Here is a 16446-nt window from a genome sequence, read left to right as displayed (position 1 = left end):
GAGATATCACCGCAATGTCAACTATTGGTCGTATTCACTCCTTTGAATCCTGTGGCACCGTTGATGGCCCGGGCATCCGCTTTATCACCTTTTTCCAGGGCTGCCTGATGCGCTGCCTGTACTGCCATAACCGCGATACCTGGGACACGCACGGCGGCAAAGAAGTGACCGTTGAAGACTTGATGAAAGAGGTGGTGACCTACCGCCACTTTATGAACGCGTCCGGTGGCGGCGTCACCGCATCCGGCGGTGAAGCCATTCTTCAGGCTGAATTTGTCCGTGACTGGTTCCGCGCCTGCCACAAAGAAGGCATTCATACCTGCCTGGATACCAATGGCTTTGTACGTCGATACGATCCGGTGATTGATGAACTGCTTGAAGTGACCGATCTGGTGATGCTCGATCTCAAACAGATGAACGATGAGATCCATCAGAACCTCGTTGGTGTCTCAAACCACCGCACGCTGGAGTTTGCCAAATACATAGCCGACAAAGGCATCAAAACCTGGATCCGCTACGTGGTTGTTCCTGGCTGGTCAGACGACGACGACTCCGCGCACCGCCTGGGGGAATTCACCCGTGACATGGGCAACGTCGAGAAAATCGAGCTTCTGCCCTATCACGAGCTGGGTAAACATAAATGGGTGGCCATGGGCGAAGAGTACAAACTCGATGGCGTGAAGCCGCCGAAAAAAGAGACGATGGAACGCGTGAAAGGTATTCTCGAGCAGTATGGCCACAAGGTCATGTATTAACGAAAAGGCCCGGTAAAACCGGGCCTTTTTTATATTCTATTTAAATACACCGTTAATAACGGACGTCACAATGGCTGTGCTCAGCGCAATTAAGACCAGGTCGTCCCCGACCACGCGCCATTCATAGCCCGGGTAGGAAGGAAGCTGGTCCAGCATAGAGGCTGGCACGGTTTTCTTCGCAATGCCCGGAGGAAGCGGCTTACCGCGCGCCAGGTTTTTCGCGATGCCCGGAGGCAGAGAGTCATAACCCGTTAAGCCATAATTCAGCGCCAGGTGACGCGCATGATCGAAGCTCACGCGAGCATCAACATCATTACCGACATCTTTGCTATTTTTGAAGCTCTTATTCGATTTTCCAGGGCTATCCTGTCCGCTATTTTGCTTATTTCCATGGTTGCCGGAGTTACCAGAATTCCCGTTACCATGATTACCGCCATTACCTTGCCCGCCACCGTTTCCGTGACCACCGCCATTCCCGTTTCCAGGATTAGCCATGACCGGAGCCGTTGCAAACGTTAAAGACAACACTACGGCAAGTGCGGTAGTGGAAAAACGACGAATAGACATGATTGCTGCCTTATAGTGGTAGGACTCACATGAATTATCGCCTGGCGCAATAAACAAACAATAAGTAAAACTCTTAGTTGTGACAGGGACAAAAAAGCCTGTCATCGACAGGCTTTAATTTAATCAGGCATGTGCCACAGGCGTTGGATGCTCACCTGCTTTACGCAGCAGCATTAAGAGATATATAAACGACACGCTGGCAATCATGATAAACAGTAAATTGTCGGAGTAATTCTGCATCAGCATCGCGGTAAACGTCGGCCCTAATAAGCTGCCGATGGTATAGCTCAGTAACAGCGCCTGGTTCATTGCCACCAGCTGGTGGTGCTCAACTTTCTCACAGGCCCAGGCCATTGCCACCGGATAGAGCGTAAAGCCGGCGGCCCCGAGAATAAACAGCGCAGGCGCCATTGCGGCGTTGCTGAGCATGGCAAGACATCCCATGATGACCACGAAGACCTGAACGCGCAGCACCAGCAGACGACCGAAGCGGTCCGCCAGACGGCCAATCGGCCACTGCCCGACGATCCCGGCACTCACCATCACCGCCATCCAGAAGCCAATTCCGGAATCGCTGACGCCCTGATGATTCAGATAGAGCGGCATCAGACCATAGAGCGAGCCCAGTACAATCCCCGATATAATGCAGCCGTTAACGCCCAGACGCGCATGACGCAGTCTGAGCATTGGCCAGACGTGGGTTGCTTCCTGGTGTTCGCTGTTCTGGTTCACGATGCGCGTGAAGAGCAAAGGCAAGATCGCAGCCAGCACCATACCCGTTACCCACGGCAGAACGCTCATGAGGTCGGTTGGCAGCTTGCTGACCATCAGTTGCCCCAGTACGGTGCCGACGTAATAAACCATCATATAGGCTGCCAGCAGGCGTCCACGATTACGGGAGGTGCCGCTGCACATCAGCGCACTTTCAACGACTACCCAAATCATCGCGCAGCCTACACCGGCGATAAAGCGCCATGCCATCCAGCTCCAGAAGCCGACCATCAGGCCCAGCCCCGCACACCCGGCAGCGAAAATCAGCGAAGCCAGATAATAGCTGCGGTTAAAGCCAAAGCGCTTGATCAGGCTCCCGGTCACCAGGGTTCCAAGAAGGTTGCCGGTAAAAAAGGACGAGCTGACCATACCCACCTGCCAGGTCGGTAAGTTTTCATGGGCAAGCCACAGCGGGACGAGCGTATTTAACACTGCGATCGCCAGGGTCAACAGAAGCAAGCCACAGAGCAACAGCAGCACTGGCCGGGTATAGGTGGTCATGGATTAAAAAGCCGTGAGGAAGTTCAGATTTCGTGCGCATCATGCCACTGGCAAAAACAAAGTCAATCCACTGATTTAGCCGCCTCGCACAATATGTTCCCTGTCGATTTAAAAAACTTATCCTGCTAATGCCACGCCTGCTATAGATATTAATTATGTCTCTGTTTTCATTTATTAATGGGCAAAATTAAAACAAAACGACAGTCGAAAAATTTCATGATCGAAAAAAGAAAAAGCCGGGCACTCAGGCCCGGCTTGATATAACCAAATACAACGTTAACTGGCGATAGCCATACCTACAGTCATATGCAACCCGTAGAACACGCCGCGACCAATCAGTTCACCCGCCAGTACCAGCACAAAAGCCAGTGACAGCAGCGGCAGCGCGGGCTGATAACCTTTGAGCTGAGGAGCAATCCAGAATACCAACGCGGCGACCAGCAGAACGATGCGCCAGGCCATCAGAGCACCGTAGTCCGGTACCAGGGCAGAAGCCTGCTGGATAGAGCTGTGAATGGTTGCCAGTTCTGCACCCTGCATCAGGGCGACTATCGAACTCACTACCAGCGCCAGCAGAGAAACTGCGGGCAGCAAACGCATTGCCCACCCGTCTACGCCCGCCACGCGCAGCAGCAGGTAGCCCAGCAGCGGTCCGCCGATAAACATCGTCAGGAAGAAGCTCATTGGCGTCCAGACGCTGTACCAGGTTGGAACGGTATCGATGGTGTTATAGACGCGCACCATCATCCACACGAACACCACGCCCAACACCATGGTCACGATTAGCCACAGGCTGCGCAGACCCGCAGGCAATTTTTTCATGGCGGCCAGCAGCCAGCCCAGCCCACCGACGGCAAAGAAAATTGCTCCGCCGGCAATCTCGTTACTGAGGGATGAGGCACCCACGCGGTTCAGGGAGTTAAACGCGCGCATAGGCGAACCCAGGTGAAGCGTAGAGGCGATAAACCCAATCCCCATCAGCACCCACAGGCCAAACATGCTCAACACTAAACGCTGCTGCTGTTCAGCATTAAGGCGACCTTTCAACAGCGCCAGCGCGAGCACAATGAAACCACCCGCCACGCACTGACCAAAGACCGTGAAGATCATCAGCGGCCATTCATGCCATCCACTTCCCATCTCACACCTCCTTCGGATTTGCCAGGTAGCCGGTGGTATCACCTGTAGGACGGCTGTTGGCGTTAGGTTTAATCACAATACTCGGCTTCGTGAAGTGCGCAGACGGCAGCGGCGCCACGGCAGCGAGCTGACCGTGTTTTTGACGCAGCTCTTCAATCGGACCGAAGTCCAGCGCGCGCAGCGGGCAGGACTCGACGCAAATCGGCTTTTTGCCGTCCGCTACGCGGGTGTGGCAACCGTCGCATTTGGTCATATGACCTTTGGCGGCATTGTACTGCGGCGCGCCGTACGGGCACGCCATATGGCAGTACCGACAGCCGATGCAGACATCTTCGTCCACCACAACAAAACCGTCTTCACGCTTGTGCATCGCCCCGCTCGGGCAGACCCTGGTACAGGCCGGATCTTCACAGTGGTTACAGGCAATTGACAGGTAATAGGCAAAGACGTTCTGATGCCAGACGCCGTTATCTTCCTGCCAGTCCCCCCCGGCGTATTCATAAATACGGCGGAAGCTGACGTCCGGGGTCAGGTCTTTGTAATCTTTACAGGCCAGCTCGCAGGTTTTGCACCCGGTGCAACGGCTGGAATCAATAAAAAATCCATACTGAGTTGTCATCGGTTACTCCTTAAACCTTTTCAACCTGGACAAGGTTTGTGTGGGATGGGTTGCCTTTCGCCAGAGGCGACGGACGCTGCGTGGTCAGTACGTTAATACTGCCAGCCTGGTCGATGCGGTTTGCATCAGGGCTATACCAGGCCCCTTCCCCCAGCGCCACCACGCCTGGCATCATGCGCGGCGTCACTTTGGCTTCAATGTGAACCTCGCCGCGACCGTTGAAGATCCGCACGCGATCGCCATTGCTGATGCCTCGCGCTTTGGCATCCATCGGGTTGATCCACATCTCCTGTCGGCAGGCGGCTTTCAGCACGTCGACGTTACCGTAGGTAGAGTGAACACGCGCTTTGTAGTGGAAGCCGGTCAGCTGCAGCGGGAATTTCGCCGTCAGCGGATCGTTGTAGTTTTCAAAGCCCGGCGTGTAGATCGGCAGCGGATCGATAACGTCCCCTTCCGGCAGTTCCCAGGTTGACGCAATTTTTGCCAACTCTTCGGAATAGATTTCTATTTTGCCCGACGGCGTGGTCAGCGGGTTCGCCTGCGGATCTTCACGGAACGCTTTGTACGCCACGTGGTGCCCTTCCGGATCGCGCTGTTTGTACATACCCTGCTTGCGGAAGGTGTCAAAGTCCGGCAGGTCAGGAATCGCCCTACGGGAGAGTTCATGCAGATGGCGCATCCACCCTTCCTGAGTCCGTCCCTCGGTAAACTGCTGCTCAACGCCAAGACGTTTCGCCAGCTCGGAGGTCATCTCATAAATGGTTTTGCACTCAAAGCGCGGTTTAATCGCCTGGTCAGTAAAAATCACGTAGGACATGTTGCCGCAGGATGCATCCAGCGCGAAATCCATCTGCTCAGAGGCGGTGCAGTCCGGCAGCAGGATATCGGCATATTTCGCCGAAGAGGTCATGTGGCAGTCGATCACCACAATCATCTCGCACTTCTTGTCGTCCTGCAGGATTTCATGGGTACGGTTGATTTCTGAATGCTGGTTGATGAGGCAGTTACCGGCATAGTTCCAGATCATCTTGATCGGCACGTCCAGCTTGTCCTTGCCGCGCACGCCGTCGCGCAGGGCGGTCATTTCCGGGCCGCGTTCAATCGCATCGGTCCACATAAACATGGAGATGCTGGTCTGAACCGGGTTATCCAGCGTCGGCATACGTTCGAACGGCACTTCATATGAACCTTCACGCGCGCCGGTGTTACCGCCGTGAATGCCGACGTTGCCGGTCAGAATGGAGAGCATGGAGATGGCACGGGTCGCGATTTCGCCGTTCGCATGACGCTGCGGACCCCAGCCCTGGCTGATATAGGCCGGTTTGGCTGAACCAATTTCACGCGCCAGCTGAACGATACGCTCAGCCGGGATGCCGGTGATGGTGGACGCCCACTCCGGCGTTTTCGCCACGCCGTCGCTGCCCTGTCCGAGAATATACGCCTTGTAGTGACCGTTTGCCGGCGCGCTGGCTGGCAGAGTTTTCTCGTCATAGCCGACGCAGTATTTATCCAGGAAAGGCTGATCGACAAGATTCTCAGTGATCATCACCCACGCCAGGGCGGAGACCAGCGCCGCGTCGGTCCCCGGACGAATGGGGATCCACTCGTCTTCACGTCCGGCGCCGGTGTCGGTGTAGCGTGGGTCGATGATGATCATGCGGGCATTGGATTTGGCGCGGGCCTGTTCGAGGTAGTAGGTTACCCCACCGCCGCTCATGCGCGTTTCACCCGGGTTATTGCCGAACAGCACCACCAGCTTACTGTTTTCGATATCAGACGGGCTGTTTCCGTCCGCCCAGCCGCCATAGGTGTAGTTCAGGCCAGCAGCAATCTGCGCCGATGAGTAGTCACCATAGTGATTGAGATAACCGCCGCAGCAGTTCATCAGGCGCGCCACCAGCGTTTTACCCGGTGGCCAGGAACGGGTCAGCGTGCCGCCAAGCGTCCCGGTACCGTAGTTCAGGTAGATGGATTCGTTGCCGTACTCTTTGATCAAACGCTGCATGTTAGTGGCAATGATATCGTAGGCTTCATCCCAGCTAATCCGCTCGAACTTCCCTTCCCCACGCTTACCGACGCGCTTCATCGGGTATTTCAGGCGGTCAGGATTATAGACGCGACGACGCATGGAGCGACCGCGCAGGCAGGCACGGACCTGATGTAACCCTTCGTAGTTATCGTCCCCGGTATTGTCGGTTTCGACATATTTAATTTCACCATCCACCACATGCATACGCAGCGGACAACGGCTACCGCAGTTGACGGTACAGGCACTCCACACCACTTTTTCCGGGGAAGTGGCCGGAGACAGAGCATCAGCCGCCGACGCCAGTCGGGTAAAGGGGAGCGTGAAGGCACTGCTGGCTACGGCCAGGCCGCCTATGGCCGTGGTTTTCATCAAACCACGGCGAGTGACCTCGGCAGCCATTAATGCTTCAGGCGCGTTGATTTTCATACAGACTCACTTTGGTTGCTCACAAAGAAAAGAGAGGCGGCGCAAACCGCTATGTAGTTTTATATATAACGAATATTTTCGTTATCAGCGTTTTATGCTGACTTTCATTCGGAGGAGTATTACTACTTTAGAGGGAGGGGGTATTGCGTCGTATCAATTCATAAGCATAAAAAAAGCGCCCTGAGGCGCTTTTTTGTTTTAAGACAAATATTAACCGATGTACTGCTGGCCTTTCATGTATGGACGCAGCACTTCAGGGATCTCGATACGACCGTCTGCCTGCTGATAGTTTTCCAGCACGGCAACCAGGGTACGACCCACAGCCAGACCAGAACCGTTCAGGGTATGTACCAGACGGGTTTTCTTGTCAGATTTGCTGCGGCAGCGTGCCTGCATGCGGCGCGCCTGGAAATCCCAGACGTTAGAGCAGGAGGAGATTTCACGGTAGGTGTTCTGCGCAGGCACCCACACTTCCAGATCGAAGGTTTTGCAGGCGCCAAAGCCCATATCACCGGTACACAGGGCCATACGACGGTACGGCAGACCCAGCAGCTCCAGCACCTTCTCCGCGTGGCCGGTCATCTCTTCCAGCGCGTCCATGGATTCTTCTGGACGAACGATCTGCACCATCTCAACTTTGTCGAACTGGTGCATACGGATCAAACCGCGCGTGTCGCGACCGTAAGAACCAGCTTCAGAACGGAAGCACGGTGAATGTGCCGTCAGTTTGATCGGCAGATCGTCTTCGTCGATGATCTCATCACGCACGAGGTTAGTCAGCGGCACTTCCGCGGTTGGGATCAGCGCGTAGTTGCTACTGTCTGCTTCTTCGTCCAGCGGGCGGGTATGGAACAGGTCGCCGGCAAATTTCGGCAACTGGCCCGTACCGTACAGTGTATCGTGGTTGACCAGATACGGCACGTAGGTTTCGCTGTAGCCATGCTGCTCGGTGTGCAGATCCAGCATGAACTGCGCCAGCGCGCGGTGCAGATGTGCAATCTGGCCTTTCATCACCACGAAGCGAGAACCTGTCAGCTTAACCGCTGCCGCAAAATCCAGGCCCGCGTGCATTTCCCCCAGCGTCACGTGATCGCGTACTTCGAAGTCAAACTCACGAGGCGTACCCCAGCGCTTCACTTCAACGTTGTCGTTTTCATCTTTGCCGACAGGCACGCTGTCGTCAGGAATATTCGGGATAGCCAGGGCAATATCACGAATCTCGGCCTGAAGAACGTCCAGCTCAGCTTTCGCCTGATCCAGTTCTTCACCCAGCTTGTTCACTTCCAGGCGTAATGGCTCAATATCTTCCCCGCGCGCTTTCGCCTGGCCGATGGATTTCGATCGAGAGTTACGCTCTGCCTGCAGATTTTCAGTTTGTACCTGCAGTACTTTACGACGCTCTTCAAGAGCGCGTAGCTTATCTACATCCAGCTTAAAGCCCCGGCGTGCCAGTTTTTCAGCGACTGCGTCTGGCTCATTACGCAGCAGATTGGGATCGAGCATGCTTATCCTGTGCTTATCGAATTAAAATAGGAAAATGTGACCACAGCCTGCGGCCACAAGGATACTACGCCAACATTACCGCAACGATTGAACTAACGGTAGCGTTTTATAGGGCTATTTTGATCCTGTCCGGCGAGCCAGGTGAGCTTTTCACCAATCTTGCCTTCAAGACCTCTGTTTGTGGGGCGATAATAGCGCGTTTGTGCCATCTCCTGCGGGAAATATTCCTCCCCTGCGGCGTAGGCATTGGGTTCATCATGAGCGTAGCGGTACTCCTGCCCATACCCCATCTCTTTCATCAGTTTGGTCGGTGCATTACGCAAATGAACCGGCACATCGTAGTCCGGACGTTCACGCGCATCCGACATCGCCGCTTTAAACGCGGTATAAACCGCATTGCTTTTCGGCGCGCAGGCCAGATAAACAATCGCCTGCGCAATGGCACGTTCGCCCTCCGCGGGTCCAACGCGGGTGAAGCAGTCCCAGGCCGACAGCGCGACCTGCATAGCGCGTGGATCGGCATTGCCAACATCTTCAGACGCAATCGCCAGACAGCGGCGCGCGACATATAGCGGATCGCCGCCCGCAGTGATAATGCGCGCGTACCAGTAAAGCGCCGCATCCGGCGCGCTGCCGCGTACCGACTTATGCAGCGCCGAGATCAGGTCGTAAAAACGGTCGCCTTTATTGTCGAAACGGGCGCTGCGTTCACCAGCAATTTCGGTGAGCAATTCCGGTTTAAGCACCCGCTTCCCGGCATCGTCGACTTCGGCCATATCGGCCATCATTTCCAGCGTATTCAGCGCCCGACGCGCATCGCCGTTGACCAGCTCCGCGATCGCACGACGCGTGTCGTCGGGCAGAACGATATCCTGCCCGCCGTAGCCGCGCGCTTTGTCGTCCATCGCCTGGGTGAGAACCTTTTCAATATCCTCGGTGGTCAGCGATTTGAGCAGATAAACGCGCGCGCGGGAGAGTAGCGCCGAGTTCAATTCAAACGACGGATTCTCGGTGGTCGCGCCGATGAAGAAGATCGTGCCGTCTTCAATATGCGGCAGGAAGGCATCCTGCTGGCTCTTGTTGAAGCGGTGGACTTCGTCCACGAAGAGGATGGTGCGCCGCCCGGCATTGCGGTTCTGCCGCGCACGCTCGATCGCCTCACGGATCTCCTTCACGCCGGAGGTCACCGCCGAGATGCGTTCAACGTCCGCGTTGGCATAGCGGGCGATCACTTCTGCAAGCGTGGTTTTGCCGGTGCCAGGGGGCCCCCAGAGGATCATGGAGTGAAGATGCCCGGCCTCAATGGCGCGTGGCAATGGCTTACCGGCAGCCAGCAGGTGCTGCTGGCCGATGTACTGCGCTAAATTTTCTGGCCGCATACGGGCGGCCAGAGGTTGAAACGCGTTATCTGAAAAATCGAGCGACAGATTGCCCACTCACGCCTCTTACTTATTGCGTTGGTCGTCCACCGTCACGCCCTTCGGCGGGGTAAAGGTGAATTTCGATGCATCAACGGCGCCGTTCTGCTGAGATTTAAGCTGGTAGCTGCTGCGCTGATCGTCCTGCTCAACCGCGCCGAACTGATTAATGGTACCGTTGGTGCTCACGTTAATGGTGAACTGCTTCAGGTTGCCGTTGCTGCCTTTCGGCGTCAGGACAAACTCGTCACCCGTCTGTTTAATATTGTACTGCTGCCAGTCGCTGGCCTGGTTTCGGGCAATCAGCATAAACGGCGTATTGCTGGTGGCATCTTTCAGCCAGGTCGCAGTAGCCTGCTCAACGAACGGGTTGTAGAACCATAAGGTTTTACCGTCAGACACCAGGATGCTCTCATCCGGCTGGGTCATGTGCCAGTTGAACAGATTTGGGCGTTTTACCCACAAATCTCCCTGGCCTTCCTGCACCGCGTTGCCGCTGCCGTCCGTCACTTTTTGCGTGAAGCTGGCGTGGAAGCTGCTTACTTTATCCAGTCGGCTTTTAAGGTCGCTGGCTGCATCAGCCCAGACGCTGCTGGCAACAAAACTGGTGAGTAATGCACAGGCGATGGCGATTTTTTTCATTGTTATTCCTTAAAATACGTCTTCCCGATATGGGATTTCCGTCTTCTATTCTGGACCTGCCCGAAGGCAGGCGACAGAAGAAAATGCTTAATTTTGGCTGATTTACCCTTCTTTGCAAACGCTGAAGGTTAATCAAACGGCGGCGGCGCCAGCACCTCGCGGTTACCGTTATGCCCCTGCTCGCTCACAATGCCCTGCGCTTCCATCTGCTCGATGATACGCGCTGCGCGGTTATAGCCGATGCGGAATTGACGCTGCACGCCTGAGATGGACGCTTTGCGTTTTTCGGTAACGAAGTTAACCGCCTGATCGAATAACGGATCCAGCTCTTCACCACCGTCGAAGCCACCGCCGCCGCCTTCGCTTTCCGTATCGCTGGTAATGCCGTCAATATATTGTGGACGACCGCGCGCTTTCCAGTCCTGCACGACAGCGTGAACTTCCTCGTCGCGGACAAACGCACCGTGAACACGCACCGGAGAAGTGGAGTTCGGGCCGGAATAGAGCATGTCCCCCATTCCCAGCAGCGACTCTGCGCCGCCCTGATCAAGAATGGTACGGGAGTCAATTTTGCTTGATACGGTAAAGGCGATACGCGTCGGAATGTTCGCTTTGATAAGACCAGTGATAACGTCCACGGAAGGACGCTGGGTCGCCAGCACAAGGTGAATACCAGCCGCACGCGCTTTCTGCGCCAGACGGGCAATCAACTCTTCCACTTTCTTACCAACGGTCATCATCAGGTCAGCGAATTCATCGACCAGCACGACGATATAAGGCAGTTTTTCCAGCACCGGATGCTGGGCATCCATGCTGTCACCCGGCTTCCAGTAAGGATCCGGGATCGGACGTCCCATACGCACAGCCTGGGCGATTTTCTCGTTATAACCGGCCAGATTACGTACGCCCAACGCCGACATCAGCTTATAGCGACGCTCCATCTCATTGACGCTCCAGCGCAGGGCGTTGGCGGCGTCTTTCATGTCGGTGACCACTTCGGTCAGCAGATGCGGGATGCCTTCGTAGACCGAAAGTTCGAGCATTTTCGGGTCGATCATGATGAAACGCACATCTTCCGGCTGCGCTTTATAGAGCATGCTGAGGATCATGGCGTTCACACCGACAGACTTACCGGAACCGGTAGTACCCGCGACCAGCAGGTGAGGCATTTTCGCGAGGTCTGCCACCACCGGATCGCCAGCGATATCTTTACCCAGCACCACGGTCAGCGGGGATGGGTTATCGCGGAATTTGGTGTTATCCAGCACTTCACGCAGGTAGACGGTCTGACGTTTCTTGTTCGGCAGCTCAAGACCAACGTAAGGTTTGCCCGGTATCACTTCCACCACACGTACCGCAACGGTCGACAAGGAACGCGCCAGGTCGCGGGACAGGTTAGAAATACGCGCGGCTTTAACGCCTGGCGCCAGGTTCAGTTCAAAACGGGTGATAACAGGGCCCGGCGAGTAGTTCACCACGTCAGCCTTGATACGGAAGTCGGCCAGACGGGCTTCCACCAGACGCGCCATCTGCTCCAGCGCGAAGGTATCGACGGGTTCCACTTCCGACGGCGGCGGCGTTAACAGATCCAGAGAAGGCAGCGGCGTGCTTGGACGCTGGAGCGGACGGCTGTCACCGTTACGCATCAGCAGCGGGTGAATCAGGCTCTCCTGCGGCTGAGGCGCAGGCTGCTGGAACTGCGGCGGCTGCGGTTGCTGAACTGGTTGTTGCGGTTGCGCATATGGCTGATGAACGGGCTGCTGCGGCTGCGCATACGGCTGATGAACAGGTTGTTGCGGCTGTGCATAGGCCTGTGGTGCTGGCTGCTGGCGCACAGGCTCAACTTCCGGCATCACGCTCGGGGTAAATAAAGGCTCGCTCGGGCCATCATCCACCAGATCCTTCATCGGCGAGAATTCAAAATCAGACAGTGAGAACGGATTTGCACCAGCCGGTTTTTCACCGGAATAACGTTGCTGCTGGGTGGCGGCGAACTGGCGCGCTAATTCCGCTTCTGCAGCGTCATCTTCGTCTTCAGGCACAGGTTCATCGTGCTGATATTCTTCACCGTAGCGTTGATTCTGCTGCGCGGCGAACTGGCGGGCCAGCTCGTCCTGCTGCATCTCATCGACGTCATCTTCGTACTCATGCTCGCGCGCTTTCTCTTCCGCCATGCGCTGGGAAGGCAGCTTGATACCATAAGAGGCAAGTTCACGACGGGTTGGTACGCGAACGCGGTTAGGACGAGGCAGTTGCGGACCAATCCCCTCCTTCACCTGAGGACGTGGCGCGCCCCCTGTTGCCAGGCTAAAGACAGGTGCAGCCACGGCAGCGGCCGCGGTAGCCTGCTTCACGCTTTCCGCTACGGGTGCAACTACAGGTGTCGGGTCGACCGGTGGAACTGGGACAGAAGGCGCTTTCGTCACCGGCTCCTGCACCGGTTCAGGCACAGGCTGATACCAGGCGGCCAGCTGTTCGCGTTCACGCGCGCGGCGCTCTTCGACTTCTTCAAAATAGTACAGCGGTGGACGGGCTGGCTTCACCTCTTCCACGATTTCAGGTTCAGGCTGCGGCGCTACATGAGGCTGCACAGGTTCAACCGGTTCAGGCACATACTCCTGATACGGCTGGGCCACAGGCTGTTCAAAGTGAGGGTAATCTTGCGGTTCATACGCAGGCTGCGGCGGCTGATATGGCTGCTGCCACTGCTCCTGCTGCACAGGGACATAGCTCTCTGGTTCAGGCGCGATAACGGGCTCCGGCGTGTGAACACCGGGAGCAGTCTGCCAGTCAACCTGAGGTTGCTGAATAACGGATTCCGGTGGCGAAACCGGCGCGGATGGCATCACGGCGTCGACAGGCGCGGCATACGCCTGCGCTGCGGTTGTCGCGGCTGCGGCTGCCGCAACCGGTTCAGTGACCGAGTGACCGTTTAACAGCGGGTCGTATTCGTCAAAGTCCCCGGGCGTGGCCCGGCTGCCAGAGAAGAGCACATCGTCAGGATCGACTGCGACACCCGCAGCGCGATACGCCACCTGCTCGTCTTCATCCATGCGTTTACCGGAGAAGAGCGCCGCATCGGTTTTACGACCTAGCGGGTTGGCAAACTTCTCAGCAACACGCTGACGACGCGCCAGCGCGCCGCGCAGAATACGCGCACGACGAGATTCGCGACGCTGCACAGGCGCGTCATCTTCCTCTTCATCTTCGTACTCGTCTTCATCAACCCACGTATCGTCACGGCGGGTACGGTTGCTGGCGAAGGTCAGAATGGTGAGGATAAAACTACCAATTTTCTCGGCAATGCTCACCCATGACCAGCCGGTAAACAGCGTTAGCCCGGCCGCCCAAATGCACAGCAGCGCCAGCGTGCCGCCGCTGCTGTGCAGCATCGGCTGTAGCGCAGAACTGAGTAAGCTGCCGATTACACCACCAGAGGCGAAGTACCAGATATCATCCGCATTGATTGCCGCCAGCCCGCACGAAGTAAGGATCAGCGCCAGCGCGCCAATCAGGCGCAGCGACACGGCGAAATAGTCGATGTAATCATCGTTCTGACGATGACGCCACGCAAACCAGCATCCGCCAATGATAATAACGGGGAGGGTGTAGGCCATCACACCGAAAATGAAAAACAGCGTATCCGCCAGCCAGGCACCAGGGACACCGCCTAAATTATGGATAGGCTCATGCCATGCAGTTTGTGACCAGCTGGGATCTGAAGGATTGAAACTGAATAAGGCTGCCATCAGCCAGACGGCAAAAAGGGCAATAACAATCAGCAAAGCCTCGAGGAGACGACGTCCGCTGCTTAGCTTCGATAGTGTGACTTCTTTGTCTTCAGTGTATTCCTGGCTCAAAAAAGGCTCTCCAGGTATCAGGCATATCCTGCCTTTTTGCTAAAACGGACAACAGCGCCGGGACTACCCGGCACTGTTGCTGTATGGATTAACAGGAGTGTAATCAAACTACGCTGATTTTGCACCTGTTCCGTGTTAGCGCGTCTTAATAACCAGACGATTGCTCTGTTTGACCTCTTCCATCACCACATATGTACGGGTGTCGTTCACGCCTGGCAGACGCAGCAGGGTTTCCCCCAGCAGCTTACGGTAGGCGGACATATCAGGCACTCGGGTTTTCAACAGGTAGTCGAAATCACCGGATACCAGATGACACTCTTGAATTTCTTCAAGTTTTTGTACAGCGGCGTTGAATTGTTCAAACACATCCGGCGCACCACGATTCAGAGTAATCTCAACAAATACCAGAAGTGAGGCATCCAGATAATGCGGGTTCAACAGAGCAGTGTAGCCCTGAATGAAACCCTGTCTTTCCAGTCGGCGCACACGCTCAAGGCACGGCGTCGGGGAAAGTCCCACACGTTTTGAAAGCTCGACGTTGGAAATACGCCCATCCTTTTGCAATTCATTAAGAATGTTACGATCGATACGGTCGAGATCTTTGCCAGGGCGCTTCTTGCTATCTACCATTATTATTGTCTCTCTGTATTCCTTCCCTACTCCTGCCTGGACCCTGTGCACATCACTGTTCAGAGCCTGTACCCGTTAGTCATCACATCGCCTGATTATGTAATAGACGCGATGCGGATTCGGGTTCTGTTGGTAAGAAGACCGTTGCCCGAAGGCTGTCACCGACATCACGTATGGCGTCTGTCCACGCCATGCGTAGATTTCACTGACCCGGTAAAAATGGCATTTACGTGCATGCCTATGCGGCATACGGTTAACGCGGTTTTTTTTCTTCCTTGAATGTTTTCGCAAAAGCGCAGGGGATTGTCAAAGCAAAACATCGTTTTTTAGTACAACATGCCGGATATTCATTACGGCAGGGTATTAATCCTCATTTTATTGCCTTAGAAACGACCGCTTTTATCGAGAAAGCGTGAGGTTATCGCGCGCTATTCATCGTCCATGGCTATTACACAGATTGATATCAAAATTGCTGCGCTCTTTTTTTACGGCAACAAATTCCCTACAATCCAGCCAAATGTCTGCCAACAACAATGGGGATCTCATGGGCACGGCCAAACACAGTAAGCTGCTAATCCTTGGTTCTGGACCTGCGGGATATACCGCAGCGGTCTATGCTGCACGCGCTAACCTGCACCCGGTACTCATCACCGGTATGGAAAAAGGCGGTCAGCTGACCACCACCACCGAAGTGGAAAACTGGCCAGGGGACCCGAACGACCTGACCGGGCCGCTGCTGATGGAACGTATGCACGAGCATGCCGCTAAATTCGAAACCGAAATTCTGTTCGACCACATCAATAAGGTCGATCTGCAGAACCGTCCGTTCCGCCTGACGGGCGACAGCGGCGAATACACCTGCGACGCGCTGATCATCGCCACGGGTGCTTCTGCCCGTTACCTCGGTCTGCCATCCGAAGAAGCGTTCAAAGGCCGCGGCGTCTCTGCCTGCGCAACCTGCGACGGTTTCTTCTACCGTAATCAGAAAGTCGCGGTCATCGGCGGCGGCAACACCGCAGTGGAGGAAGCGCTCTATCTGGCAAACATTGCCTCTGAGGTGCACCTGATCCACCGTCGCGAAACCTTCCGCGCGGAGAAGATCCTGATCAAACGTCTGATGGATAAAGTAGCAAGTGGCAACATCGTGCTGCATACCAACCGTACCCTGGAAGAGGTGACGGGAGACCAGATGGGCGTTGCCGGTCTGCGTATCCGTGATACCCAGAACACTGATAACGTTGAAACGCTGGAAGTGGCGGGCCTGTTTGTGGCGATCGGTCACAGTCCGAACACCGCGATCTTCGACGGTCAGCTGGAGCTGGAAAACGGCTACATCAAAGTGCAGTCCGGCATTCACGGTAATGCGACCCAGACCAGCATCCCGGGTGTGTTCGCGGCCGGCGACGTGATGGACCATATTTATCGTCAGGCGATCACCTCAGCGGGAACCGGCTGTATGGCCGCGCTGGACGCTGAACGCTACCTCGATGGACTGGCTGAACAAGGTAAATAATCTTTACAAGTCAGTAACAAACGTAAATAAAGGCGGCGATAAGTCGCCTTTATTGTCTCCCCGTTGTAACAT

The 16446-nt window shown here is 55.5% G+C and carries 12 protein-coding genes; 2 read left to right on the top strand and 10 right to left on the bottom strand.

Translation table 11 applies throughout. The features are described 5' to 3' along the window. Positions 1-14 precede the first annotated feature (14 nt). Positions 15-755, top strand: coding sequence for a pyruvate formate lyase 1-activating protein (pflA, locus tag PUP35_RS07200; protein ID WP_045630022.1), 741 nt, complete (start codon positions 15-17; stop codon positions 753-755). Positions 756-791: 36 nt separating this feature from the next. On the opposite strand, the gene PUP35_RS07195 is transcribed toward pflA, so the two are convergent. The 10 genes from PUP35_RS07195 to lrp form a co-directional block, all read right to left on the bottom strand. Beyond that, positions 792-1322: an anti-virulence regulator CigR family protein gene (locus PUP35_RS07195; protein WP_127730261.1), complete on the bottom strand. Its 531-nt coding sequence runs from the start codon at positions 1320-1322 to the stop codon at positions 792-794. Between the two features lie 123 nt (positions 1323-1445). Further along, entirely contained in the window at positions 1446-2594 is a 1149-nt protein-coding gene (locus PUP35_RS07190; protein ID WP_111963924.1) for an MFS transporter, read from the bottom strand. A gap of 276 nt (positions 2595-2870) precedes the next feature. After that, on the bottom strand, positions 2871-3734 hold the full coding sequence (locus PUP35_RS07185) for a dimethyl sulfoxide reductase anchor subunit family protein (RefSeq protein WP_274242462.1): 864 nt from the start codon (positions 3732-3734) through the stop codon (positions 2871-2873). Between the two features lies 1 nt (position 3735). Then, positions 3736-4353, bottom strand: coding sequence for a DMSO/selenate family reductase complex B subunit (locus PUP35_RS07180; RefSeq protein ID WP_115874632.1), 618 nt, complete (start codon positions 4351-4353; stop codon positions 3736-3738). 10 nt (positions 4354-4363) lie between these two features. Next, a complete protein-coding gene (gene dmsA / locus PUP35_RS07175; RefSeq protein ID WP_274242461.1) occupies positions 4364-6808 on the bottom strand; it encodes a dimethylsulfoxide reductase subunit A in 2445 nt (814 codons plus the stop codon). 210 nt (positions 6809-7018) lie between these two features. Next, complete coding sequence (gene serS / locus PUP35_RS07170) at positions 7019-8311, bottom strand: serine--tRNA ligase (protein WP_008499983.1); 1293 nt, start codon at positions 8309-8311, stop codon at positions 7019-7021. Positions 8312-8403: 92 nt separating this feature from the next. Next, positions 8404-9747 (bottom strand): replication-associated recombination protein RarA, encoded by a 1344-nt coding sequence (gene rarA, locus PUP35_RS07165; RefSeq protein ID WP_111963921.1) that lies wholly within the window; start codon positions 9745-9747, stop codon positions 8404-8406. 9 nt (positions 9748-9756) lie between these two features. Next, complete coding sequence (lolA, locus tag PUP35_RS07160) at positions 9757-10371, bottom strand: outer membrane lipoprotein chaperone LolA (protein WP_021240884.1); 615 nt, start codon at positions 10369-10371, stop codon at positions 9757-9759. A 128-nt stretch (positions 10372-10499) separates the two neighbouring features. Continuing rightward, positions 10500-14231 carry a DNA translocase FtsK gene (gene ftsK, locus PUP35_RS07155; protein ID WP_274242460.1) on the bottom strand — a complete coding sequence of 1244 codons (3732 nt, stop codon included), beginning with the start codon at positions 14229-14231 and terminating at the stop codon, positions 10500-10502. Between the two features lie 135 nt (positions 14232-14366). After that, on the bottom strand, positions 14367-14861 hold the full coding sequence (gene lrp, locus PUP35_RS07150) for a leucine-responsive transcriptional regulator Lrp (RefSeq protein ID WP_000228469.1): 495 nt from the start codon (positions 14859-14861) through the stop codon (positions 14367-14369). Between the two features lie 544 nt (positions 14862-15405). Between lrp and trxB the strand changes: the two genes are divergently transcribed. Next, positions 15406-16374 (top strand): thioredoxin-disulfide reductase, encoded by a 969-nt coding sequence (trxB, locus tag PUP35_RS07145; RefSeq protein WP_032638969.1) that lies wholly within the window; start codon positions 15406-15408, stop codon positions 16372-16374. The last annotated feature ends 72 nt before the right edge of the window (positions 16375-16446 follow it).

The sequence above is a fragment of the Enterobacter sp. S-33 genome (assembly GCF_028735835.1).
GTDB classification, from domain to species: Bacteria; Pseudomonadota; Gammaproteobacteria; order Enterobacterales; family Enterobacteriaceae; genus Enterobacter; species Enterobacter vonholyi.
This window is presented reverse-complemented; position numbering and strand designations above follow the sequence as displayed.